Origin of the sequence: Mesorhizobium sp. B2-6-2 (assembly GCF_006440615.1) — a bacterium.
Lineage (GTDB): Bacteria > Pseudomonadota > Alphaproteobacteria > Rhizobiales > Rhizobiaceae > Mesorhizobium.
Genome location: NZ_VFUG01000005.1, coordinates 265,748 through 289,695, shown reverse-complemented (window position 1 = coordinate 289,695; position 23,948 = coordinate 265,748). Strand labels below are relative to the sequence as shown.

Genomic DNA, 23,948 nt, shown 5'->3' with positions numbered 1-23,948 from the left:
TCCGGACGGAAAACCGCTCACACTTTTCCTGGAATTGCTCTAGAAGCCCTGAAACAGCATGTCGAGAGCGGCGACGATCTCGTCGTGATGCCGCGTCAGGTTCAGCCTGCTTTCGCCGAGCTCGGTCGTTGAAACCGTGGCGATCAGTTGGGTAGCCATCACCAGCTTGCGCCCGTTGATCTCAAAGATCGGATGAAGCTTGCGCATCGGGGACGGAGCTGTCGCGATCGGCAGAAGCGGGACAACGACCCGTGTCTTGAAATTGTCCAGCAGGTCGGATTGGACGTCGAGAAGGTAGACGCCTTCGGTGCCGCCAGCAGCGAAGACGTCATAGCGCGCCATCAGAACTGCCGATGTTCCTTGAGTGGAATGCCGTGCTTTTCGACATAGTCGTTCCACGCATCCATGGTGGTGCGGTTCTCAAGCTTCCAAAGTCGTGTTTTTTCGGCGGCGACCGCTTCGGCAATCCCGGCCTCAGCGGCGCGGGACACATTCACATTGAGACCTTTTGCTTCCTTCATGAGCCGGGAATCGATCGATAGATTTGCAGGCTGACGGACCGCATTTGCGGCTATCTTGCGCATGATGACCTCCGCAACATGCGTAGATAGTATGCGCATCCCCCTATTGTGGCAAGGTGCGACCGCCCTTCACCCCTCCATCTCTTCGCGCAGCATCTCCAATTCCAGCCACTCTTCCTCGAGTGCCGCCAGCGTCGTGCGCTCCTTGTCGAGCGCGGCGATAGTCTTCTGGAACGAGGCGGGGTCGCGCTCGTAGAAGGACGGGTCGGCGATGTTGTTCTCCAGCCGCGAGATCGAGGCCGTCACCGCTTCGATCTTCCTAGGCAGCGAATCCAGTGCGAATTTCTGCTTGAACGAGAGCTTTTTCGCGGCGCCTTTGGGCGCCGCCGGTTCGGCTTTCGGTCCAGCCTCGCTCGCCTCGGTCTTGGACCTTGCCTTGCGGTCTTCCAGCCTGGAGCCGCCGCGCTGCGCCAGCATGTCGGAATAGCCGCCGGCATATTCGATCCAGCGGCCGCCGCCGTCCGGCGCGATCACGCTGGTGACGGTGCGGTCGAGGAAGTCGCGGTCGTGGCTGACCAGGATCACGGTTCCGGCAAAGCCCGCGACAAGCTCCTGCAGCAGCTCCAGCGTCTCCATGTCGAGATCGTTGGTCGGTTCGTCCAGCACCAGAAGGTTCGCCGGCCGGGCCAGCACGCGGGCCAAAAGCAGCCGCGCGCGCTCGCCGCCGGAAAGCTCGCGCACCGGCGTGCGGGCCTGCTCAGGCTTGAACAGGAAATCCTTCATGTAGGAGACGACATGACGCTGCTCGCCATTGATGACAAGGTTCTCGCCGCGTCCGTCGGTGAGGTAATGCGCCAGCGTCTCCTGCGGATCGACGGCCTCGCGCTTCTGATCGAGCGTCGCAATCTCGAGATTGACGCCGAGCCGCACCGTGCCGGCGTCCGGTGCCAGCTCGCCGGTCAGCATCTTCAACAATGTCGTCTTGCCGGCACCGTTCGGGCCGACCAGGCCGACGCGGTCGCCGCGCTGGATGCGGGTCGAGAACCCCTTGACCACGGTGAGATCGCCAAAGCTCTTGTCGATGTTCCTGGCCTCGATTACCAGCTTGCCGGATTCGGCGGCGTCGCTGGCCACCATCGTCGCGGTGCCCTCTGCGCCGCGATGGCTGCGGAAGCGCTGGCGCATGGTTTGCAACTCGCCGAGGCGGCGCATGTTGCGCTTGCGCCTGGCGGTCACGCCATAGCGCAGCCAATGTTCCTCGCGCACGATCTGGCGGCCGAGCTTGTGCTGGTCGCGCTCTTCCTCTTCCAGCACCTGGTCGCGCCATTCCTCGAAATGCGCAAAGCCCTTGTCCAGCCGCCGCGTCTGGCCGCGGTCCAGCCAGACGGTGGCGCGCGTCACGCGTTCGAGGAAGCGGCGGTCGTGCGAGATCAGGATCACCGCGGAGGAGGTGCGGGCGAGCTCTTCTTCCAGCCATTCGATCACCGAAAGGTCGAGATGGTTGGTCGGCTCGTCGAGGAGCAGGATGTCGGGTTCCGGCGCCATGACGCGGGCAAGGGCGGCGCGGCGCGCCTCGCCGCCGGACAGGTCGTTCGGCCGCTCCTCGCCGGTCAGGCCGAGATGTTCCATCAGATAGGTGGCGCGGTGCGGATCGTCGGCTGGGCCGAGGCCGGTCTCGACATAGGCGCGCACGGTGGCGAAGCCGTCCATGTCCGGCATCTGCGGCAGATAGCGGACCGTGGCCGAAGGCTGGCGGAACACCTCGCCGTCCTGCGGCTCGATCATCCCGGCGGCGATCTTGAGGAGCGTCGACTTGCCCGAGCCGTTGCGTCCGACCAGTGCGATCTTCTCGCCGGCGGATGCGCTGAGCGCCGCTCCGTCGAGCAGCGGGGTGCCGCCGAAGGTCAGTTTAATGCCGTCGAGGTTGAGGAGTGGCGGCGCCATGTCAACTTTCTGGAAGAGGATAGGGGTGGGCCAGAAGCAGCGCCCGGCCGTGCTCCAGAGCGATGCCAAGCTGCCCTTTGACCTCATTTGATATAGTGAGCGAGGAACCGAACGCCACCTCGACGCGGTCGAGCGGCCATTTGGCGCCGGTGACCGTCAGGCCGGACAGGTCGGAAAGGCCGAGCACCGAAAACAAGGTGCCGTCGTCATAGTCGAAGCCGGCTTTGCCGGGCAGGATGGGAACGCCTTCCTGCGCGCCGCTCGTCAGCAGCACGGTCGTGCCAGCCTCGGCCAGCCGCATGGCCAGCGCCAGATGCAGGAAGGCGTGGTCGGCGCGCTTGCCGCCAAAGGCACCGGCCAACACGAGGCTGGTGGCGCCACGCTGAAGCGCTTCCGCTATGGCGAGCTCGCCATCAGTCATGTCCTTCTCGGCCGGAAAGACTTTTCGCGGCACGGCGGCGAGATCACCCGGCAGGTTCGCCGGCACCGAGTCGAAATCGCCGACCCAAAGTTCGGGGACAAGCCCAAGCATGCGGGCATGGCCGATGCCGGCATCGGCGGCGATGACGCGCGAGCCTTCGATCTGGCGTTCGAGCCGGGGCGTGCGGATAAGCTCGCCGCCAAGCAGGATGGTGAATGTGCCCATGGCCGTCGCCCTTACCAGCCCGTCGGGCGAAACGGAAGCGGGATGCCGCGCGCTTCGGCTGCGAGCCTGCCGGCGAACATTAGCTGCCCGGCAAACTTCCGCTTGCGCGTCGCTTCGACCGGGCCTATCTGTCGAAACGCTCTAACGGGGTGCCGGACGTGATCCGGCTGAGAGGCGATCAAGCCAACCCGCTGAACCTGATCCGGTTTGTACCGGCGGAGGGATTAGACGTTTCGGACCATCCGGCGCCTCAATTCCTTGTCACTCGAACGAAGGAGGCGCCGATGCGCGCAATACTGTCCCATCTCATTCTCACAACCGGCCTTGTTTCGCTTCTGGCGGGCGTCGCGCCTGCCGAGGCAAAGGACAAGCTCACCATCTATACCTATGAAAGTTTTACCGCCGATTGGGGTCCCGGCCCGGCGGTGAAGAAGGAATTCGAAGCCGAATGCGGCTGCGATCTCGAATTCGTCTCGGTGGCAGACGGTGTGGCACTGCTCAACCGCGTCAAGCTCGAAGGTTCCGGCACCAAGGCCGACATCGTGCTCGGCCTCGACACCAATCTCACCGCCGACGCCAAGGCGAGCGGACTGTTCGCGCCGCATGGCGAAGTCTCCGGCATTGACGTGCCTGGAGGCTGGAGCGACGACACTTTCGTGCCCTTCGACTACGGCTATTTCGCCGTCGTCTATGACACGCAGAAGCTGAAAGTCCCGCCGAAGAGCCTGAAGGAGCTGGTCGAGGGCGGCGGCACGGACAAGATCGTCATTCAGGATCCGCGCACCTCGACGCCCGGCCTCGGGCTGCTTTTGTGGGTGAAGTCGGTCTATGGCGACAAGGCGCCGGAGGCCTGGGCAAAGCTCAAGACCAAGGTCCTGACGGTGACGCCGGGCTGGAGCGAGGCCTATGGCCTGTTCACCAAGGGCGAGGCGCCGATGGTGCTGTCCTACACCACCTCGCCGGCCTACCACATCGTGGCCGAGAACACCGAGCGCTACCAGGCGGCTTCCTTCGAGGAGGGCGAATACCTGCAGATCGAGGTTGCCGGCATCACCAAGACGGGCGCGAAGAACCCGCTGGCGCAAAAGTTCATCGCCTTCATGACCGGACCGAAATTCCAGGATGTCATTCCGGAGACCAACTGGATGTTCCCGGCCGGCAAGACCGACAAGCCGCTCAACCCGGCCTTCGATAAACTGGTGAAGCCGACCAGGACCTTGCTGTTCAGCCCGCAGGAGGTCGCCACCAACCGTAAGGCGTGGGTGGATGAGTGGCTGGCGGTGATGAGCAAGTAACTTTGGACAATTGATCGAAGGATGATCGCTCTACGGCGCCCCCCTCTGTCCTGCCGGACATCTCCCCCACAAGGGGGGAGATTGGCCGTCATCGGCGGTTTCGCCAACTGGCAACGTTGCAGAAATGAGCGAGGCGCGGGCGCTGCTGATCTCCCCCCTTGTGGGGGAGATGTCCGGCGGGACAGAGGGGGACGCGAAGGAACGCAGCATGCGTTAACTCGAACCCTGTATGTGCAGCGTGCACCCTGCACGTGACTCCCGCATCACTGCCGGCGTCGTCGCGCTGGCGGCCATCGCCATCCTCATCGGCGGTGCCTTCGTCGGCCTCGCCGTCGAAGGCGCGCACGATCTCTCCGGCGCAGCCGCCGCCTTCGACAGTTATCTCCTGCGCGTCGCCCGCTTCACGCTGTGGCAGGCGGCGCTCTCGACGCTGCTGTCGGTCGCGCCGGCGCTGCTCGTGGCGCGCGCTTTGTCGAGGCACCCAAGTTTCCCGGGACGCCGCCTGATCCTGCAATTGTTCACCGTGCCGCTGGCCTTGCCGGCGATCGTCGCCGCGCTCGGCGTCCTGGCGCTTTACGGTCGGGCCGGATATTTTGCCGGCGTCTTCGCCGGACTTGGCGGTGCGGATTGGCCGGGGGTCTACGGCCTCTCCGGCATCCTTGTCGCTCATGTCTTCTTCAACCTGCCCTTGGCGACGCGCCTGTTCCTCGAGGCGCTGGGCACCGTTCCCGCCGACCAGTGGCGGCTGGCGAGCCAGCTCGGCATGGATGCCTGGCCGGCCTTCCGGCTGATCGAATGGCCGGTGCTGCGCGCGGCCCTGCCGGGGATTGCCGGGCTGGTTTTCATGCTCTGCATCACCTCCTTCACCATCGTGCTGACGCTGGGCGGCGGTCCGGCCGCGACGACGCTGGAAGTGGCCATCTATCAGGCGCTACGCTTCGATTTCGATCCCGCGCGGGCCGTAACACTGACGCTCCTGCAGATCGCGCTCACCTTCGTCGTGGTCGCAGCGCTCACGCGGCTCGGCGCCAACACGGTCGGTGATGCCAATCTGCCGGTGGCGCCGCGCCGCTACCTATCGGCGGGCCGAATCGAAAGCGCGCTGAATGCCGGCCTCATCATGCTTGCCCTGCTGTTCGTCGCCGGACCGATGCTGGCGACCGTGCTTTCAGGTCTGGGGGCGGATCTCGGACGGTTGGCCGGTGAACCGGCAGTGCGCCGCGCCACCCTCACCAGCGCCGGCCTTGCCCTGCTTGCGGCGCTGCTCAGCGTGACGCTGTCGCTGGCGCTGATCGCGGCACGGCGCGCGCTGGCCCTGCGGCGCCGGGCAGGCGGGGCCATGGGCCTGCTCGAACATGCCGCCGACACCGGCGCCGGCTTCGTGCTCGTCGTGCCGCCGATCGTGCTTGGCGCCGGCTGGTTCCTGGCGCTGCGCCACGTCGCCGATGTCTTTGCCATCGCGCCGGTCATGGTCGTCGCCGTCAACGCAGTGATGGCGATGCCCTTCGCCATCCGCGCCGTTCGCCCGGCCTATGACGCGGCCAGCGAGCGCCACGAGCGGCTTTGCCTAGCGCTCGGCATATCCGGCTGGAACCGGCTCAGCCTGATCGACTGGCCGTCGCTGAGGCGGCCCTTGGCGACCGGCTTCGCCTTCGCCATGGCGCTGTCGCTCGGCGATCTCGGCGTGATCGCGCTGTTCGGGAGCGATTCCGTGCAGACCTTGCCCTATCTGCTTTTGGCGCGCATGAGCAGCTACCGGACAGCCGACGCCGCGGGACTTGCCTTGCTGCTCGGCCTCGTCTGCCTGATGCTGGTGATCGCCGCCGACTGGCTGGGGCAGGAAGGAAAGTCATGACGACGAGCATCGACGGCATCGCCGCGCAAAAGGGCCTCGCCGTCGCGCTGGATGGCGTCTCGTTCAGCTATGGCGAATCCTCCTTCCGCTTCGACGCCGAATTCGCGGCCGGCAGGATCACCGCCATCATGGGGCCGAGCGGCTCCGGCAAGTCGACGCTGCTCAATCTGATAGCCGGCTTCGAAGCGCCCGATGCGGGCAAGGTGCTGATCGGCGGCGACGATCTCGGAAACACGCCGCCTTCGGCGCGGCCGGTGTCGATGGTGTTCCAGGAAAACAATCTGTTTGCGCATCTTTCCGTCGAAGCCAATGTCGGGCTCGGCCGCTCGCCGTCGCTGAAACTCGGCGACGCCGATCGCGCCGACGTCGCCGAGGCGCTGGCGCGGGTTGGTCTTGCCGGCAAGGAAAAGCGGCTGCCGCGCGAGCTTTCCGGCGGCGAGCGGCAGCGCGTGGCGCTGGCGCGGGTCTTGCTGCGCGACCGGCCCGTTTTGCTGCTCGACGAACCTTTCGCGTCGCTCGGCCCGGCGCTGCGCGACGACATGCTGGACCTTGTGGCCGGCATCCATGCCGAGCGCGAAATGACGGTGTTGTTCGTCACGCATCAGCCGCAAGATGCGCGCCGCATCGGGCAGGACGTGGCATTTCTCGACGAAGGCACGATCGCGGCAGCCGGGCCCGCCGAGGATTTCTTCGATCGGTCTGGACCGGATGCGTTCAGACGCTATATCGGCGATCGAGGCGGCACCGTTGCCGGATCACAACATGTTGCCCGGAAGCGGACATAATTTATGGCCAAACCGGCAAATGGGCGATCCGGCGTTTGCTTGCCTTGTCCGGGGGAGTATGGCTAGGTCCGGCCATGCTGGTCCGGCTGGACCGTGATTTGCCGAAAGATTTGGAAGGAAGCCGACCTGTCGAGCGGCGCTGAGAAGGTGTGGATGAAGCCGCTGGCACGATTTCTCGCGCTGGCGAGCGTCGCCGTGCTGGCGAGCTGCCAGATGTTCACGCCGCCGGACGTGCAGGAGAGCGGCTTCCAACCTTCCGACAAGCCGATCACCGTCGACAATGTCGTGGCCAACGCCAAGCTCGCCGAAATGGCGAAGGCCCAGCACCCGCGCATCCTGGCCACCTATGGCGGCGAATATTCCGACCCAAAGCTCGAACGCATGGTGGCCAAGGTCGTCGGCAATCTGACGGTGGTGTCGGCCAACCCGACCCAGACCTATCGCATCACCATCCTCAACTCGCCCAACGTCAACGCCTTCGCGCTGCCGGGCGGCTATCTCTATGTGACACGGGGCCTGCTGGCGCTGGCCAACGATTCCTCCGAGCTTGCCGCCGTCATCGCGCATGAGATGGGGCACGTCACCGCGAATCACGGCCTGCAGCGGCAGCAGCTCGAGGCCGAGGAGGGCCTGGCGACCAAGGTGGTTTCCGATGTGCTCGGCGACAGCCCGACCGCCAAGGCGGCGCTCATCCGCGGCAAGCTCAGGCTCGCGCAATTCTCGCGCAACCAGGAACTGCAGGCCGACGCCATCGGCATCAAGTCGATCGGCGAGGCGGGCTATGATCCCTATGCGGCAGGCCGCTTCCTGCAGTCGATGTCAGCCTATACCGACTTTCGCTCGGTCAGCGGCGCCACCGACGCCAGCCTCGACTTCCTGGCGACGCACCCGAACACGCCGCAGCGTATCGAGCTGGCGCAGCGCCTCGCGCGCAATTTCGGCCCGCCCGGCGTCGGCACGCGCGACCGCGACGCATTTCTGGCCGGCATAGACGGCCTGCTTTACGGCGACACGCCGGAAGAAGGCTATGTGCGCGGCCAGACCTTCATGCATCCCAATCTCGGCGTCTCCTTCACCGTGCCGAACGGCTTCGTCATCGACAATTCGGCGGCCGCCGTGACCGCGACCGGGCCGGGCGACATCGCCATCCGCTTCGACGGCGTGGCGATCGACAAGTCCGTCTCGCTCACCGATTACATCCGCAGCGGCTGGGTCGCGGGGCTGGAAGACGCCAGCGTGCGCCAGGACACGATCAACGGCAACGATGCGGCGACGGCGCATGCCAGCGCGCAAGGCTGGCAGTTCGATATCGCGGTGATCCGGGCCGGCGGGCAGGTCTACAGGCTGCTGACGGCCGCGCCCTCGGCCAGCACTTCGCTGGACCCGGTGGCGCGCTCGGTCAGCGGCTCCTTCCGCGTGCTGAGCCCGGCCGAGAAGGCGGCGCTGAAGCCGCTGCATATCAGGGTCGTCACCGTCCAGGCCGGCCAGACCATGGGCTCGCTTGCCGCGCAGATGGTCGGCGTCGATCGCAAGCTCGATCTGTTTCGCGTGCTCAACGCCATGTCGCCGGGCGCGACTGTGTCGTCGGGCGACAAGGTCAAGATCGTCACCGACAGGTAGGGGCTCGCGAGTTCAGACCAACCAGGCGCCGTCGGCTATTTGACGCGGGGAACCGTCGTCACAAGCCGTCGCTGCCGGTGTCGCCACCGTCGCCTTGGCCATCGCCGGTACTGCCGCTACCGGCGTCGCCACCATCGCCTTCGCCATTGCCGGTACTGCCACCGCCGGTGCGAGCAGCGCCGCCGACATGGTCGCTGCCACTCCAGGATGCTCTCCCGGTTTCCGTTGGCTCCGGCCTGACCTCAGGTTTTCCCGGATCTGTCCGCGTGATGGCCTTCGGTTTCGACACGGGCACGCGAACCACCTTTATCTTCGTGATGACCTTCGGGGCCTTGCACGCCATGACCACGGGGGTGCTGCGCGCGGGAAGGCCCAGGATGCCCATCGCGTAAACGTCTTGCCGCTCCATGCCTGCCTTCAGGAAGGCCAGCGCGCGCGCCGGGTCGGCGGGCACGCCGTTGCGGCCTTCATTGAAGATCACCGCGAGCTCCTTCATGGCATCGACATGCCCCATCGCCGCTGCCTGGAGCAGCAGGTCCAGTCCCTTGCCGGTATCGCGCTGGATGCCGAGGCCATTGAACATAGCGCGTCCCCAGGCGGCCATGGCGTAGGGGTCCCCCTTGCCGGCCGCCTGCGAATAGAGGCCATTCGCCTTCGTGGCATCGACAGCAGTCCCCATTCCGGACGAGGCGATGTAGCCGAGTTCGAAGACCGCCCGCACATGTCCCTTGTCGGCCGCATCCTGAATGGCCTTCCTGGCCTCGTCGACCTTGCCGGCCGCCAGAAGCGCCCGGCCGAGCTCGTAATGGAAGCGGGCAATGCCGGGATAGGTTTTCACCGCCGCCTCGCAGGCTTCCACCGCCCCGCCGCCGATCTCATTCGGCGTGAGACCCTGGACGACGCCTTGCAAGTCGAGCGGCGCGCCGGCTGCCCGGTCGCAAGCGTCGATGTCCGGCGACAGCTTCATCGTCGCCTGCTTGGCCGCGTTGCCCGCGCGGATATCGAAGCCGACTTCGATGGGCGCGACCGAACCGATCTGCGGCTCGTAGCGCAGTTTGTCGAGCTCGGCGGCCGTCAGGCTCGATTGCGGCGAAAGCACGCGATCCGGCAGGGACAGCGTTCCGGTCGCCGGGTAGCTCGCAAGCTTGAGATTGACCCCGGCATCCTTGGCCGGAAAATCCAGTTTCAGCGGAACCGGACCGACGCCGAGCGGGACGCGGATGTCGCGACTTCCAATCGCCTCGGCGGCATCGGCGACCTGGATTCCGCGTTCCGCCGTCTGCTGGCCCTGCTCGGCGTCCAACGACGGCGGCGTGGGTTGCTCCGCCCCGCGCATCAGCACGACGTCGTCGATCAGCGAGGAGTTCTCCCACGGAACCTGCTTGCCGTTGGTGGCCTTGACCACGTCGCGGCGGACGGCCGCCATGACCGACCGTATCTCCTGGTCCGGCGCCAGCGCACGGCGCGAGAAGGACGACGAAAACGGGCTGAGGTCGCCGGACCCGTCATAGGCGACCGCCCCCGGCTCGGTGGCAAAGGCAATCAGCGTGTTCTGCGAACCCGTCACCTGCGCAAGGCCGCTGCCGCCGCTGACGATCAACTGGTCGCGCAACCAATAGTCCTTGCGCGGGAAAGGATCGTTGCGACAGGCGTCGAGGATGATCATCTGGACCTTCGATCTCGAGCGCAGCTGCCGCAATATGTCGTCGACCTTGATGGCCTGGACCTCCATGTCGGCCGCATCTTTCAGCGACGCGTCGACCGGGATCAGGAAGTTCTCTCCGCCGATCTGGAAGCCGTGCCCCGAATAATAGACGACCGCCAGATCGGCGCCGTCCGCCGCCGCCAGATAGTTGCGGAATCGCTCTTCGAATTGAAGCTTGGTGAGGTCCTTGGCCGCGAACACCTCGAAGCCGGCCAGCCGGAATGTCGTCGATACGTTCTCCGCGTCCTTGTCCGGGTTCTTGAGCGTCGGGATTTCGCGGTATTGCGAATTGCCGATCACAAGGGCAACCCTTCGATCGGCGTGGGCCTCGAACGTCGTGAGGCCCACGAGGATCAAGGCTACAATCAGCGCGCAGCATCGCAGCATGGCAAATCCCCCATGTGGTGTGATCTGGAGGAGTCAAAAAGCCGATTGCGGCGCGACAGTCTGTTAAAGAGCTCACAATCCTAATTATCACCGAGGAAAATTGCCCCGATGACGGCGTGTTCTTATTCAATCAATTTCTTATCTTGGAGTTTGAGCTGGACTAACTTCAGGCGGCTTCCGCCAGGAATTCAGGGTTTTGCTTCACCAGCGCCAGCTTCAGCTTTTCCATGGCGCGCGCCTCGATCTGGCGGACGCGCTCCTTGGAGATGCCGAGCTGTTCGCCAAGCGATTCCAGCGTGGCGCCGTCATCGCTCAGCCTGCGCTCTTCGATGATGCGAAGCTCCCGGGCATTGAGCGCGCCGAGCGCGCTCCGCAGCCAGATAGCGCGGCGCTGGACGTCGATCCTCTCGCCGACGATCTCGTCGGGAAGCGGGTCTTCGGAGACCAGGAAATCCATCCGCTCGGCGGCGCCGTTCTCGTCGGCCAAAGGCGCGTTGAGCGAGCTGTCGGGGGAAGACAGGCGCGAATCCATCATCGCCACGTCGGCCTCCGGCACACCCAGCGCCGCCGAGACCTCGCGGTAGAGCGAGGCATTGGAGAGAGGCTCGGCGCCGTTGGCGAGGCGCGCGCGCAGACGCCTGAGATTGAAGAACAGCGCCTTCTGCGCGGAACTGGTGCCGCCGCGCACGATCGACCAGTTGCGCAGGATGTAGTCCTGCATCGAGGCGCGGATCCACCAGGTGGCATAGGTCGAGAAACGTACTTCGCGCGCGGGTTCGAAACGGGCGGCCGCCTCGAGCAGGCCGACATGGCCCTCCTGAATGAGATCGCCGAGCGGCAGGCCGTAATGGCGGAATTTCGAAGCCATGGAGATCACAAGGCGCATATGGGCGACGGTGATCCTGTGCAGTGCGTGCTGGTCGTTCTCTTCCTTCCAACGGAGCGCAAGGACATGCTCCTCGTCGCGCTCGAGATACGGAGCCTTCATTGCCGCCCGGACCAATGTCCGTCCTGCCGCGTCCTCGATCATGCCGGCTCCTTTTGCGACGATTGCGCGTATGGCGGTTGAAAAGACGCCACCGCGCCCTACAACAGCCATGCAACGTGTCAGGCGCATGGATGGTTCCGCCGCCCGAGGGGGCAGATGGTGCCGGCGGAAACATTCTGTTATCTGCTGGGAAAGCCTCTTGGCGGATTCCCGGCTGGTTAGAGAATGAGATTTCTGGCAGAGGCGATTTTTGAAATCTGGTTCCTTATTTTGCAGCCTTCTATCTGCCAGTTTCCGGCTCGCACAATCGCGCCGGGGCACCGGTCAAAACGGGATCACAGAAAAATGAAATGGCTCAAACCGCTTCTTATCGCCGGAACGTTGCAGGTTCTGGCGATCACCGCCAGCTATGCCGGCGCCAATCTCGATCAGATCAAGCAGGCCGGGGTGCTCAAGGTAGGCACTGAAGGCACCTATGCGCCCTTCACCTATCACGACGAATCCAACGCGCTGGTCGGCTTCGACGTCGAGATCGCCAAGGCCATCGGCGACAAGCTCGGCGTCAAGGTTCAATTCCTCGAAGGCAAGTGGGACGGGTTGATCGCCGGCCTCGACGCCAACCGCTACGACGCCGTCATCAACGAGGTCGGCATCACCGATGCACGCAAGGCCAAGTATGATTTCTCCGATCCCTACATCGCCTCGAAGGCGGTGCTGATCGTGCGCGGTGACAACACCGACATCAAGACCTTCGCCGATCTCAAGGGCAAGAAGTCGGCGCAGTCGCTGACCTCCAATTTCGGCAAGCTCGCCGAGAAGAACGGCGCCGAGCTCGTCGGCACCGACGGGTTCGACCAATCGATCCAGCTTCTGCTTACCGGCCGCGCCGACGCCACGATCAATGACAGCCTGTCCTTCCTCGATTTCAAGAAGCACAAGCCGGACGCCAATGTGAAGATCGCGGCGCAGGAAGAGAATGCCGATTATTCCGGCGTCATCGTGCGCAAAGGCGATCCGGAGCTGGTCGCGGCCATCAACAAGGCGCTGGCCGACATCAAGGCCGACGGCACCTACCAGAAGATCGCCGACAAGTATTTCGGCCAGGACGTTTCGAAGTAAGGCAATCGTCCTTTGTTCGGATACCGGCGGGCCGTCTAAGACGGCCCGCCATTTTTGCATGAGCTTTGGGGGGCCGTCTTTGACGGCCCGCCGGTTTTTGCAAGATAGTCGGTCCATACGGGGGACGCGCCGCCGTATCTGGAAGGGAGAAGCGCGCCGTGCCGCACTGGCTGCAATTGATGCTGGAATCGTTGCCGACGCTGTTGTGGGCGGCGCTGATCTTCACCGTGCCGCTGACGCTATTGTCCTTCGCGCTCGGGCTCATCGCCGGACTGGTGACGGCGCTGATCAGGCTGTTCGGCCCGAAGCCGCTGGTCGCGCTGGTGCGCTTCTATGTCTGGATCTTTCGCGGCACGCCGCTGCTCGTTCAGTTGTTCCTGATCTTCTACGGCCTGCCGTCGGTCGGCATTCTGCTCGATGCCTTTCCCGCCGCGCTGATCGGCTTCACGCTCAACATCGGCGCCTATACGTCTGAGATCATCCGGGCCGTCATCGGCTCGGTGCCGAAGGGGCAGTGGGAAGCTTCCTATTCGATCGGCATGACCTGGAGCCAGGCGATGCGGCGCACCATTCTGCCACAGGCGGGCCGCGTTGCCGTTCCGCCGCTTTCCAACACCTTCATCTCGCTGGTCAAGGACACCTCGCTGGCGGCGGCGATCACGGTGCCCGAGATGTTCCAGGCCGCGCAGCGCATCGTCGCCACTACTTATGAGCCGCTGATCCTCTATGTCGAGGCGGCCGCGCTCTATCTCGCGCTGAGCTCGGTTCTGTCGGCGCTGCAGGCGCGGCTGGAAGTGCGGCTCAACCGCTATGGCGGGTTCCTGGAGGCCAACGCATGATCGGCCTCAGCAACATCGAAAAGCGCTTCGGCGACAATCTGGTGCTGAAGGGCGTGACCGTCACCCTCGACGAGGGCAGCGTGACTGCGCTGGTCGGCCCTTCCGGCGGCGGCAAAAGCACGCTCTTGCGCTGCATCAACCTGCTGGAAATCCCGACGTCCGGTTCCTTGCGCATCGGCGACGAGACGCTTGCGTTCCATCCGGGCGGCAAGGTGCCGGCCAAGGATATCCAGCGCATCCGCCTGCAGACCGGCATGGTGTTCCAGAATTTCCAGCTCTTCCCGCATCGCACAGCGATCGAGAATGTCATGGAAGGGCTGGTGACGGTGCTGAAATGGCCTGAGCCGAGGGCGCGCGAGCGGGCGATGGCGCTGCTCGAAAAGGTCGGCATGGTGGAGAAGGCCGACGCCTGGCCGGCGACGCTGTCCGGCGGCCAGCAGCAGCGCGTGGCGATCGCCCGGGCGCTGGCGCCGTCGCCGCGCGTGCTGCTCTGCGACGAGCCGACCTCTGCGCTCGATCCGGAACTGGCGCAGGAAGTGGTCGACGTGCTCGGACAGCTTGCCCGCGAAGGCACGACCATGGTGATGGCCACGCATGATCTCAGGCTCGCCTCGAAGATCGCGCAGGAGGTGGTGTTCCTGGACGCCGGCGTCATCGTCGAGAAAGGCCCGGCTTCGGTCGTGTTCGACAATCCGGAGCGCGCGCGAACCAAGCGCTTCATCGCCTCGCTCAGGCAAGAGGAGGCGCAGAAGGAAGGCGGCGGGTGAGTTGTTACCTCCCTCATGGGAAGTCAGCCCGAAGCGCCAGCCGATAACGCAATCCGCGCCGCCGTCATCCTCGGGACCGAGAATCTGCCGAGTTACCAGGACTGACGGCGATCCTGTTTCATGAGACGGCAGGTCCTCGGGACAAGCCCGAGGATGACGGCGCAGAATGGGGATGCTGAAAAGGTATTTTAATGCCTCGCAAGCCGCCGGAGACAAAAAACCCGGCGCGAGGCCGGGTTCTTCGTAAACTCAAAAGCGAAAAAGCTCAGGCAGCTTCTTCCTGCTCGGCTTCCTCGTTGTCGGCCTTGGCGCCGCGCTTCGGACCCTTGTTGAGGTTAACCTCGATGAGACGCACCGCCTCGGTCTCAGACATGCGGTTCACCGCGGCGATCTCGCGGGCCATGCGGTCGAGCGCGGCCTCGTAGAGCTGGCGCTCGGAGTAGGACTGCTCCGGCTGGTTGTCGGCGCGGTAGAGGTCGCGCACAACTTCCGAGATCGAGATCAGGTCGCCCGAGTTGATCTTGGCGTCATATTCCTGGGCGCGGCGCGACCACATGGTGCGCTTGATGCGGGCGCGGCCCTGCACGACCTTCAGCGCGCGGTCGACATAATCCTCTTCCGACAGCTTGCGCATGCCGATCGAGGTCGCCTTGGCGACCGGCACCTTCAGCCGCATCTTGTCCTTCTGGAAATCGATGACGAACAGTTCCAGCTTGTGACCCGCAACTTCCTGCTCGTCGATCGCCACGATCTGGCCGACGCCATGCGCCGGATAGACAATGAATTCGCCGGTCTTGAACCCGTGGCGAGCCGCGTTGGACTTCTTCTGCGGGGTGATCGTTGCCATTACGCCCTGAACTCCTTAGTTGTGCAGCCGGCATCATGCCGGCTCGAACCCACGAGGTCGGCAAAGCCGACCGTTAGCCGCGCAACAGGATGAACCACCGGAAAGCCAAGGGCCGGCATATCGCACGAATGCGACCGCCTGCCCCAGATCGCTCTGGTCCGGATCTAAAAGCTCACCTTTCAGTGATTTGGGGCGTTAGCGCCATAAATCGACGTTGTGTCACCGGCATGTTTCGTTGATGTAACACAAAAAGTCGGAAGAATCAAGGTTTTGCTGCATTCGCTAACGCCAAGCGGCAGCGCTGCCCGTCAAGACGGCAATTGTATCGGTCCGGTTACGCCGCGTCATGCCGGTGTTCCCGGTCGCTATATCAATCGCCTTCGCCGGGCTCCGCCGAGAAATATTTCTCGAACTTGCCGGTCTCGCCGTCGAAGGTCTTGGCGTCCGCCGGCGGCTCCTTCTTGGCGGTGATGTTGGGCCACTTCTCGGCGTATTCGGAATTGATCTGCAACCATTTGTCGAGGCCGCCCTCGGTGTCCGGCTTGATCGCGTCGGCCGGGCATTCGGGCTCGCAGACGCCGCAGTCGATGCACTCGTCAGGATGGATGACGAGCATGTTCTCGCCCTCGTAGAAACAGTCGACCGGACAGACCTCGATGCAGTCCATATATTTGCATTTGATGCAATTGTCGGTCACGACATAGGTCATTGCAGGCTCCGGAACGTCCCATTTTGCTGGGCTTTTCGGCTGAGGTAACGCCTTTGCCCGCCGCATGCAAGGGCAGGGATTGCAGGCGGAGCCGGTGTCGCGGGAATGGAATTCCAGCCGGAAAGCTTCGGCGAAGTCGTCCAGCCCAACCGTCGCGCAGTTTTCCTGGAATTGCTGCAGCCTCGCCGCGGCCCGGCTATATCTCAGTCGTCGCCGAGCAGCCGGTCCGTCTGCCGCCGCTCGCGTTTGGTCGGGCGGCCGCTGCCGGCCTCGCGCAGCGCCGGAATGGCGTCCGGAACCGCCTCGCCTTTGGGCGCCGGCGCCGGCGACATGTCCTCGTAAAGCAGCCGCGCCTCGTCGGCCGGGCCGCGCCTGGCGCCACAGCTCAGCACCTTCCAGATGAGGATACGGCGCTCGAGCGTGATGGTGAGCACGTCGCCGGGCTTGACCAGATCCGACGCCTGCGCTGCTTTGTCGCGATTGATGCGCACGCGTCCGGCGACGACGACCTTCGCCGCCAAGGACCGCGACTTCACCGCGCGCGAGAAGAACAGCCATTTGTCGATGCGCTGGCGGCCTTCTCCAACCATCGCGGCTAGATTTGTTGGAGCATGATCTTATCCGAAAACCGGTTCCCACTTTTCGCTGGCGCGGTCCTTCGGTTCGGGATCATGCTGTCTCTTTGATGGAGCATGATCTCGCCCGAAAACCGGTTCCCACTTTTCGCTAACGCGGTCCTTCGGTTCGGGATCATGCTCTAGCCTATTTCTTCAGCTGGTCGCGCAAGGCGGCGAGCTTGGCGAAGGGCGAATCCGGATCGAAGCGCTGCGGGCGTTCCTCGCGCGCCTTGCCCTGGAAGGCTGGCTTGCCGCCCGGGGCGTTGCCCTTGCCGTCCTGCCTGCCGCCCTTCCAGTCCGGCCGGCCCTCGCGGCGTTCGCCTTGCGGCTTGCCTTCGCGCCGTTCAGCACCCTCACGCCGGTCGCCCGTCTCGGGCCTCGGCTTGAACTTCGAGCGGTCGAAGCGCGGCTTGCCGGCGCCTTCGCGCTGCTCGCGGCGGCCTTCCTGGGCCGGCCGATCGCCGGGCTGACCGCTTGCGGCGCCTGCCTCGCCTGCGGGCTGGGCGCCGCGCGGGCGATTGTCGCGACGGTTGTCGTGGCGATGGCGCGGACGCTGATGGTCGAAACGCGCCTGGCGCCACAGGAGCACAGGTTTTGGTTCCTCGGCCTCGGCTGGCGCCTCGCCGCCGGCACTATCCTCCGCCTGGTAGGGAGGCTCGGCGCGTAGCGCCGCGGCGGGGGGAGCGCCAGCGGTACTGATGCTCTCCGTATCGCCGGCGTTATCACCGTCACCGGCGTCGCTTGGCGCCGTGACCTCTCCCATCGAGGGCGAGGTAAGGACGTCGGCGCTTTCGGCCGACGCGGGCGGTGCCGCAATGTCCGCCGCTGCGGTCTCTTCCGTAACCTCGGCCGGAGCTTCTGCCGGCTCTGCCGTGGCAGGTTCCGCGGCCGCTTCCGCGACGGCTTCGGCCGGAGCTTCGGCGGCAGCCGGCTCCGACCCCTCGACCGTTGCCTCCGCGACCGTATCAGTCGCCGCAGCTTGCGCCTCTGCCTCCCGCGCGGCGCGCGCGGCATTATCCGCGGCGAGCTTGGCCGCGGCCGCTTCGCGGGCGGCGTCGTCCAGCGCGTCGAGCTTCGCCTTAACCTCGGCCGCCGGCTTGGCCTCCGAGCGATAGCCGAGACCTTTCAGGATCTCCTCCATGTCGTCGGCCGTGGCGCCGAGGATCGACATCATCGGCGGCGTCACCATGAAGGCGTGGCCGTCATAAGCGCCGTCCGGCCGCTGGCCGAGGCCGGGCTTCCAGTTGGTCGCCGGGCGGATGAGGTCGGCAAGCCGCTCGAGGATATCGACGCGCACGGCGCGGCGGCCGAGATTGCGGTAGCCGGCGAGCTTGTAGAAGGTCTTGTCAAAGGCCGGGTCGACGACCACGGAGGTGCGGCCGGAGGCCAGCGCATGCACCACATCGCCGAAGCCGGGCTTGTCCTTGCCGTCGTTCTTCAGCGCCCACAGCAACGTCACCAGGCCAGCGGGCGCCGGCTTGATCAGCGCCGGCACGAAGACATGATAGGCGCCGAAGCGGACGCCGAGGCGGCGAAGCGCTGCGCGGCCTTCCTGGTCGAGCGACTTCATCTCCTCCGCGATGTCGCGGCGATTGATCAGGCCGAAATGCTCGACCAGCTGGAAGGCGATGCCGCGCGCGATGCCGGCGAGCTGGTCGGCATTCTTCAGGTCGACCAGCGGCTTCAAAAGCGTTTCGATCTGGAAATTGACGAAACGGTCGGCGCGCGCCGCGACCTTGTCGCGGGCGGGGCCGGTCAGCTGCTCGTCGGCAAGCAGGACCAGGCGCGGCTTCAGCGCCTCGTCGGCGGCGACCAGCGTGCCGATCGGCGCGCCGATCCAGCGCAGGACGCCGTCCGAGCCCAAAGCCAGGTCGCCATTGGCGCAGGCGGCAAAACGCTCGGCGCGCGCCTCGAACTCGGCCGCGAGCGCCTTCTGGGCGGCGGTGCGCACCGCCTTGGCGTCCTCGCCGCCGGCGCTCTGGTCGGCGGTGAAGCGGAACCCTTGCAACTCGCCGACGTGATGGCCTTCGACGAGGACGGTTCCGGACGGGCTGATTTCGGCTTCAGGCATGGTATTTTCTCTAAGGCGCCGCATGAGGACGGAAGTCCTGCGGTCTACGAAGCGTTTCGTCAACCGCTCATGCAGCGCATCCGACAATCTGTCTTCGATTTCGCGCGTCTTTTCCTGCCAGTGTAGCTGATCGGCCAGCCAGCCGGGGCGGTTGGAGACGAAAGTCCAAGTGCGGATCTGCGCGATCCGGTGCGACAGCGTGTCGATATCGCCTTCGGTCGTGTCGGCGCGCCGCACCTGCTCGGCCATGTAATTCTCATCGACATGGCCGTGACGCGCAAGGTCCATATAGATCGAGGCGATAAGATCGGCGTGCTGTGCCGGCGCGATCTTGCGATAGTCTGGGAGCGCGCAGGCTTCCCAAAGCAGCGCCACGCGCTCCTTGCCGGTGGCCAAAGCGCGGATGTCGCCGTCGCGCGACAGCTGCTCCAGGGCCTGCGCATCCACCGCCGGCAAAGCGCGGGTCAGCCCTTCGACAGGCGCATTGGCCTCGATCGAGCGCTTCAGCGCATCGAGGCTGGAAAAGTCGAAATCGGCGGTGCGCCACTGCAGCACCTTCACCGGATCGAAATCGTGTCCCTCGATCTTGGCGACCAGTTCCTCGTCGAACGGGTCGACCTGGCCGGTGACGCCGAACGTTCCGTCGCGCAGGTGCCGCCCGGCGCGGCCGGCGATCTGGCCAAGCTCGGCGGCGGTCAGGTTGCGGTATTGATAGCCGTCGAACTTACGGTTCTGAGCGAAGGCGACGTGATCGAGGTCAAGGTTCAGGCCCATGCCGATGGCGTCGGTGGCGACGAGATAGTCGACATCGCCGGACTGGAAGATCTCCACCTGAGCGTTTCGGGTGCGCGGGGAAAGAGCGCCGAGCACGACGGCAGCACCCCCCTGCTGACGGCGGATCAGCTCGGCGATCGCATAGACCTCGTCGGCCGAGAAGGCGACGATCGCCGTGCGCCGCGGCAACCGGGTAAGCTTCTTCGAGCCGGCATAGGCAAGGTGCGACAGCCGCGGCCGCGTCACCACCGAGACGCCCTTCAACAGCCGCTGCAGGATGCCATGCATGGTGGCCGCGCCCAGGAGCAGCGTCTCCTGGCGGCCGCGCAGATGCAGGATGCGATCGGTGAAGATATGGCCGCGCTCGAGATCGCCGGCGAGCTGCACCTCGTCGATGGCGACGAAGGCGGCGTCGGTCTCGCGCGGCATCGCCTCGACGGTGCAAACCGAATATCTTGCGCCGGCGGGCACGATCTTCTCCTCGCCGGTGATCAGCGCCACCTTGTGGGCGCCGACCTTCTCGCAGACGCGGGCATAGACCTCGCGGGCAAGCAGCCTCAGCGGCAGGCCGATGACACCGGTCTCATGCGCGACCATGCGCTCGATGGCGAGATGGGTCTTGCCGGTGTTGGTCGGGCCTAGCACGGCCGTCACGTCGCGGCCCGAAAGGATCAGCGGCTGGGAGTGTTTCGGCTGGATGTTCATCGGCTCGGAAATAAGGTTTCTGCCGCTCGTAGTCTGAAGCACGGCGCTGCCGCCGCGTGTGACAGGCGACACATAGGGACTTCGGGCGTGAAGCGAAAGCGGAATGTTCCCTCGCGAACTGGCTATGCCGGAGGGGGCAGCCAAAATCGGCTGCTTGTTAACAGCTGGAACGAGTCTGGAACGAATCAGCGACGAATCGGTGACTCGTTCTGATTCAGGTTTTGTTCACGGCTATATGTGGATTTTTTGACGGTGAGTCTCACCACATGCTGAATCGCTGAACTGGCCCGATTCCTGCTTGGCCTCGGCCGGACCCGGGTCGTCGTTAACCTTTGCCGGGCAATGGTCACGCTCGACCTGAGGGCAGACTTCAAGGTTATGAAATTGTTGGCTTTTCTTAATCGCTTTTAACGAGTTCAGTGGCGTTTGCGCCGTCTCGCATTAACTTTCCGGCCAAAGCCAGAACGAATCGGCGACGAATCAGCGATCCGGCGGTTTTCCCGGTTTGTTCACCCCCAGATATGGTGTTATCCACAGCTTGCCCACCGAGAATTCACAGCTTGTCGCAGGGGTTATGCACAGAACGTGGCTGCGGCCGTTAACTTTTGCGTGCCGAATTGAGGCAAGGTGTCGCGCCGGCCTGCCGGCGGGACAAAAAAGCGGCTCCGGTGCCGGAGCCGCCTGGCGACAAATGGTGTCAGGCGATCAGGCGAAATACTGGCCGCCATTGGCGGTGATGGTCGAGCCGGTGATGAAGCCGGCCTCATCGGAAGCCAGGAAGGCGACGCAGCGCGCGATCTCTTCCGGCTCGCCGAGGCGGCCGACCGGGATCTGAGCGATGATCGACTCCCGTACTTTTTCCGGCACGGCCATGACCATGTCGGTAGCGATGTAGCCGGGGCAGACGACATTGACGGTGATGCCCGCGCGAGCACCCTCTTGAGCCAGCGCCTTGGTGAAGCCGATATCGCCGGCTTTCGAGGCCGAATAGTTGACCTGGCCCATCTGGCCTTTCTGGCCGTTGATCGAGGAAATGGTGATGATGCGACCGAACTTGCGGTCGCGCATGCCGCTCCACAAAGGATGCGTCATGTTGAAGACGCCGGACAGGTTCGTGTCGATCACTTCCTTCCACTGCGTGGGCGTGATCTTGTGGAACATGGCATCGCGGGTGATGCCGGCATTGTTGACCAGCACTGAGACCGGGCCGAGATCGGCCTCAACCTGGGCGATGCCGGCGGCGCAGGCCTCGTAGTCGGCGACGGACCATTTGTAGACGGGGATACCTGTCTCGGCCTTGAATTTCTGGGCCGCCTCGTCATTGCCGGAATAGTTGGCCGCGACCGAATAGCCGGCGGTCTTCAAGGCGACCGATATCGCAGCACCAATGCCGCGCGTTCCGCCCGTGACGATTGCTACTTTGCTCATGTGTGCTCCTCCCTGTTGATCGGAGGAGCGAGTAGGGAGTAGCGAATAGCGAGTAGGGGATTGAAGCCTGCTGCGCCGACGCCGTTTTCCCTATTCGCTACTCCCTATTCGCTATTCGCTCAGTTCAGCGCTTCCACGCACATGGCGACGCCCATGCCACCGCCGATGCACAGCGTGGCAAGGCCCTTCTTGGCGCCGCGGCGACGCATCTCGTGGACCAGTGTGTTGAAGACGCGGGCGCCCGAAGCGCCGATCGGGTGGCCGATGGCGATGGCGCCGCCGTTGACGTTGACGATCGAGGGATCCCAGCCCATGCCCTTGTTGACGGCGCAGGCCTGCGCGGCGAACGCCTCGTTGGCCTCGACCAGGTCGAGGTCCTTGACCGACCAGCCGGCTTTCTCCAGCGCCCGCTTCGAAGCGGGAATAGGCCCCGTGCCCATGATTGCCGGATCGACGCCGGCGGTCGCCCAGGAGGCGATGCGCACCAGCGGGGTGATGCCGCGCCGCGCGGCCTCGGCCTCGGTCATCAGCAGCGCGCCGGCGGCGCCGTCATTGATGCCCGACGCGTTGGCGGCGGTGACCGTGCCGTCCTTGTCGAAAGCAGGCTTCAGCTTGGTCATGGCGTCGAGCGTCGCGCCGTGTCGGATGTACTCGTCCTGATCGACTGTTGTGTCGCCCTTCTTGCCCTTGATGGTGAAGGCGACGATCTCGTCCTTGAACCGGCCGGCTTTCTGCGCAGCCTCCGCCTTGTTCTGCGAGGCGAGCGCGAACTCGTCCTGGGTTTCGCGGGTGATCTGGAACTGACGGGCGACGTTCTCGGCGGTGTTACCCATATGGTAGCCATTGAAGGCATCCCACAGGCCGTCCTTGATCATGGTGTCGATCATCTTGTAGTCGCCCATCTTGACGCCGGCGCGCAGGTGCTCGGCATGCGGCGACATCGACATCGATTCCTGGCCTCCGGCGATGATCACCTTGGCGTCGCCGGTGGCGATCTGCTGCATGCCGAGCGCGATGGCGCGCAGGCCCGAACCGCAAACCTGATTGAGGCCCCAGGCCGTGGTCTCCTTCGGCAGGCCGGCATTGATCGAGGCCTGGCGAGCCGGGTTCTGTCCCTGCGCTGCGGTCAGCACCTGGCCGAGGATGACCTCGTCGATTTCCGCCGCCTCGACGTTCGCGCGCGCCAGCAATTCCCTGATGACGGCGGCGCCGAGCTCATGCGCCGGCGTGGCGGCGAAACTGCCGTTGAAGGATCCGACCGCGGTGCGAGCGGCGCTGGCGACGACGATGGAATTGGAAGCGGACATTTTCTTCTCCAGACTTCGAGGTGTCGTGTTTTAAGCTATCCTTGAAGACTTTCTTGCCGGTTCAGGCAGCCGAGTCAAACCGGAAATGGGCATGGCCGCCATGCGCGGCAAGCAGAGCGCGCGCCGGTTGCGGCAACATGACGTTGACCGCGCGGCGAATTTTGTCATGCCCTGCAGCATTAATTGATGCCGCAGTGCACAAACCGCTTGGAATTGTGAGGCTTTTGCGCGTATCCTCGATAAAGGGCGCAATCGTTACCGGCCGCTTACTCCTAGAGGTGCCGGTGTCCTGGGGAGGATACGGATGGCCGCAAAAGACGACCCGATCGTCATCAAGAAGTATGCCAATCGCCGGCTCTACAATACCGGCACAAGCACCTATGTGACGCTCGAGGACTTGGCCGAGATGGTCAAGAAGGGCGAGGAGTTCACGGTCCAGGACGCAAAGACCGGCGACGACATCACGCATCCGGTGCTGACGCAGATCATCTTCGAGCTGGAGAACAAGGATGGGCAGAACATGCTGCCGATCCCGTTCCTGCGCCAACTCATCTCCTTCTACGGCGATCAGATGCAGATGATCGTGCCGAGCTTCCTCGAACAATCGATGATCGCCTTCTCCAAGGAGCAGGAGCGGTTTCGCGAGCAGCTCAAGGGCACCTTCGGGAAAACGCCGATCGACATGATGAAGACGCCGATCAAGGCGCTTGAGGAACAGACGCGACGCAATGTCGAGATGTTCCAGAACGCCATGCGCATGTTCACGCCGTTCCCGCCCGCCGGCGGCAATTCAGCGCCGGCCGCCGAGCCCGCGAAGAAGGAAGAGAAGGGCGACGATCTGCAGGAATTGAAGGCGCAGATTGCGGCCATGCAGCGCAAGCTGGACACGATGTCCTGAGGGTGTGCCGCCGTCTGGCGGCGGTCGCGAACGTTGGAGATTGGCGCAAAGGCCCATCATCCCGTCGTCATCCTCGGGCTTGACCCGAGGATCCATTCCGTGACCGACGCCGTCGGGCGCA

20 protein-coding genes and 1 riboswitch are annotated in these 23,948 nt (G+C 64.6%); of the genes, 8 read left to right on the top strand and 12 right to left on the bottom strand.

The window, feature by feature from the left end; all coding sequences use genetic code 11:
• Positions 1 to 39 precede the first annotated feature (39 nt).
• From FJ419_RS13915 to FJ419_RS13900, 4 genes are all read right to left on the bottom strand, one after another.
• Positions 40 to 342, bottom strand: coding sequence for a CcdB family protein (locus FJ419_RS13915; RefSeq protein ID WP_140693350.1), 303 nt, complete (start codon positions 340 to 342; stop codon positions 40 to 42).
• On the bottom strand, positions 342 to 584 hold the full coding sequence (locus FJ419_RS13910) for a type II toxin-antitoxin system CcdA family antitoxin (protein ID WP_140693347.1): 243 nt from the start codon (positions 582 to 584) through the stop codon (positions 342 to 344). Before FJ419_RS13910 ends, FJ419_RS13915 begins: the two co-directional genes overlap by 1 nt.
• A 66-nt stretch (positions 585 to 650) precedes the next feature.
• Entirely contained in the window at positions 651 to 2,465 is a 1,815-nt protein-coding gene (locus tag FJ419_RS13905; protein ID WP_140693344.1) for an ABC-F family ATP-binding cassette domain-containing protein, read from the bottom strand.
• 1 nt (position 2,466) lies between these two features.
• The gene (locus tag FJ419_RS13900) at positions 2,467 to 3,111 is read right to left on the bottom strand and encodes a thiamine diphosphokinase (RefSeq protein WP_140693341.1); all 645 of its coding nucleotides are present in this window, start codon (positions 3,109 to 3,111) and stop codon (positions 2,467 to 2,469) included.
• Between the two features lie 135 nt (positions 3,112 to 3,246).
• Positions 3,247 to 3,352, top strand: a riboswitch (TPP riboswitch).
• A 43-nt stretch (positions 3,353 to 3,395) separates the two neighbouring features.
• Between FJ419_RS13900 and thiB the strand changes: the two genes are divergently transcribed.
• The 4 genes from thiB to FJ419_RS13875 all read left to right on the top strand — a co-directional run bounded on the left by thiB (position 3,396) and on the right by FJ419_RS13875 (position 8,666).
• A complete protein-coding gene (gene thiB, locus FJ419_RS13895; protein ID WP_140693338.1) occupies positions 3,396 to 4,406 on the top strand; it encodes a thiamine ABC transporter substrate binding subunit in 1,011 nt (336 codons plus the stop codon).
• 229 nt (positions 4,407 to 4,635) lie between these two features.
• Positions 4,636 to 6,261, top strand: a complete 1,626-nt coding sequence (gene thiP / locus FJ419_RS13885) for a thiamine/thiamine pyrophosphate ABC transporter permease (protein ID WP_140693334.1) — start codon at positions 4,636 to 4,638, stop codon at positions 6,259 to 6,261.
• Entirely contained in the window at positions 6,258 to 7,046 is a 789-nt protein-coding gene (thiQ, locus tag FJ419_RS13880; protein WP_140693331.1) for a thiamine ABC transporter ATP-binding protein, read from the top strand. The genes thiP and thiQ overlap by 4 nt, the downstream gene beginning before the upstream one ends.
• A gap of 153 nt (positions 7,047 to 7,199) precedes the next feature.
• Positions 7,200 to 8,666: a M48 family metalloprotease gene (locus tag FJ419_RS13875; RefSeq protein WP_140693328.1), complete on the top strand. Its 1,467-nt coding sequence runs from the start codon at positions 7,200 to 7,202 to the stop codon at positions 8,664 to 8,666.
• A gap of 58 nt (positions 8,667 to 8,724) precedes the next feature.
• Here the strand turns inward: FJ419_RS13875 and FJ419_RS13870 are convergent, their stop codons facing one another.
• Complete coding sequence (locus FJ419_RS13870) at positions 8,725 to 10,758, bottom strand: caspase family protein (protein WP_181170690.1); 2,034 nt, start codon at positions 10,756 to 10,758, stop codon at positions 8,725 to 8,727.
• A gap of 166 nt (positions 10,759 to 10,924) precedes the next feature.
• Positions 10,925 to 11,788, bottom strand: coding sequence for an RNA polymerase factor sigma-32 (locus FJ419_RS13865; protein ID WP_095767541.1), 864 nt, complete (start codon positions 11,786 to 11,788; stop codon positions 10,925 to 10,927).
• A gap of 303 nt (positions 11,789 to 12,091) precedes the next feature.
• On the opposite strand from FJ419_RS13865, the gene FJ419_RS13860 reads away from it, so the two are divergent.
• From FJ419_RS13860 to FJ419_RS13850, 3 genes are all read left to right on the top strand, one after another.
• Positions 12,092 to 12,865 (top strand): amino acid ABC transporter substrate-binding protein, encoded by a 774-nt coding sequence (locus tag FJ419_RS13860; protein ID WP_140693324.1) that lies wholly within the window; start codon positions 12,092 to 12,094, stop codon positions 12,863 to 12,865.
• A gap of 158 nt (positions 12,866 to 13,023) precedes the next feature.
• Positions 13,024 to 13,704, top strand: a complete 681-nt coding sequence (locus tag FJ419_RS13855; RefSeq protein WP_027166691.1) for an ABC transporter permease subunit — start codon at positions 13,024 to 13,026, stop codon at positions 13,702 to 13,704.
• Positions 13,701 to 14,471 carry an amino acid ABC transporter ATP-binding protein gene (locus tag FJ419_RS13850; RefSeq protein WP_140544636.1) on the top strand — a complete coding sequence of 257 codons (771 nt, stop codon included), beginning with the start codon at positions 13,701 to 13,703 and terminating at the stop codon, positions 14,469 to 14,471. The genes FJ419_RS13855 and FJ419_RS13850 overlap by 4 nt, the downstream gene beginning before the upstream one ends.
• Positions 14,472 to 14,736: 265 nt before the next feature.
• On the opposite strand, the gene FJ419_RS13845 is transcribed toward FJ419_RS13850, so the two are convergent.
• The 6 genes from FJ419_RS13845 to FJ419_RS13820 form a co-directional block, all read right to left on the bottom strand.
• On the bottom strand, positions 14,737 to 15,318 hold the full coding sequence (locus tag FJ419_RS13845; protein ID WP_040991750.1) for a CarD family transcriptional regulator: 582 nt from the start codon (positions 15,316 to 15,318) through the stop codon (positions 14,737 to 14,739).
• Positions 15,319 to 15,688: 370 nt separating this feature from the next.
• On the bottom strand, positions 15,689 to 16,027 hold the full coding sequence (gene fdxA / locus FJ419_RS13840) for a ferredoxin FdxA (protein ID WP_095767304.1): 339 nt from the start codon (positions 16,025 to 16,027) through the stop codon (positions 15,689 to 15,691).
• 203 nt (positions 16,028 to 16,230) lie between these two features.
• Complete coding sequence (locus tag FJ419_RS13835; RefSeq protein WP_140693319.1) at positions 16,231 to 16,617, bottom strand: RNA-binding S4 domain-containing protein; 387 nt, start codon at positions 16,615 to 16,617, stop codon at positions 16,231 to 16,233.
• 172 nt (positions 16,618 to 16,789) lie between these two features.
• On the bottom strand, positions 16,790 to 20,194 hold the full coding sequence (locus FJ419_RS13830; protein WP_140693671.1) for a helicase-related protein: 3,405 nt from the start codon (positions 20,192 to 20,194) through the stop codon (positions 16,790 to 16,792).
• 705 nt (positions 20,195 to 20,899) lie between these two features.
• Entirely contained in the window at positions 20,900 to 21,622 is a 723-nt protein-coding gene (locus FJ419_RS13825; RefSeq protein ID WP_140693314.1) for a beta-ketoacyl-ACP reductase, read from the bottom strand.
• A 119-nt stretch (positions 21,623 to 21,741) separates the two neighbouring features.
• Positions 21,742 to 22,929: an acetyl-CoA C-acetyltransferase gene (locus FJ419_RS13820; RefSeq protein WP_140693311.1), complete on the bottom strand. Its 1,188-nt coding sequence runs from the start codon at positions 22,927 to 22,929 to the stop codon at positions 21,742 to 21,744.
• A 304-nt stretch (positions 22,930 to 23,233) separates the two neighbouring features.
• Here FJ419_RS13820 and phaR point away from each other — a divergent pair, with 304 nt between their 5' ends.
• On the top strand, positions 23,234 to 23,827 hold the full coding sequence (gene phaR, locus FJ419_RS13815) for a polyhydroxyalkanoate synthesis repressor PhaR (protein ID WP_095767308.1): 594 nt from the start codon (positions 23,234 to 23,236) through the stop codon (positions 23,825 to 23,827).
• The last annotated feature ends 121 nt before the right edge of the window (positions 23,828 to 23,948 follow it).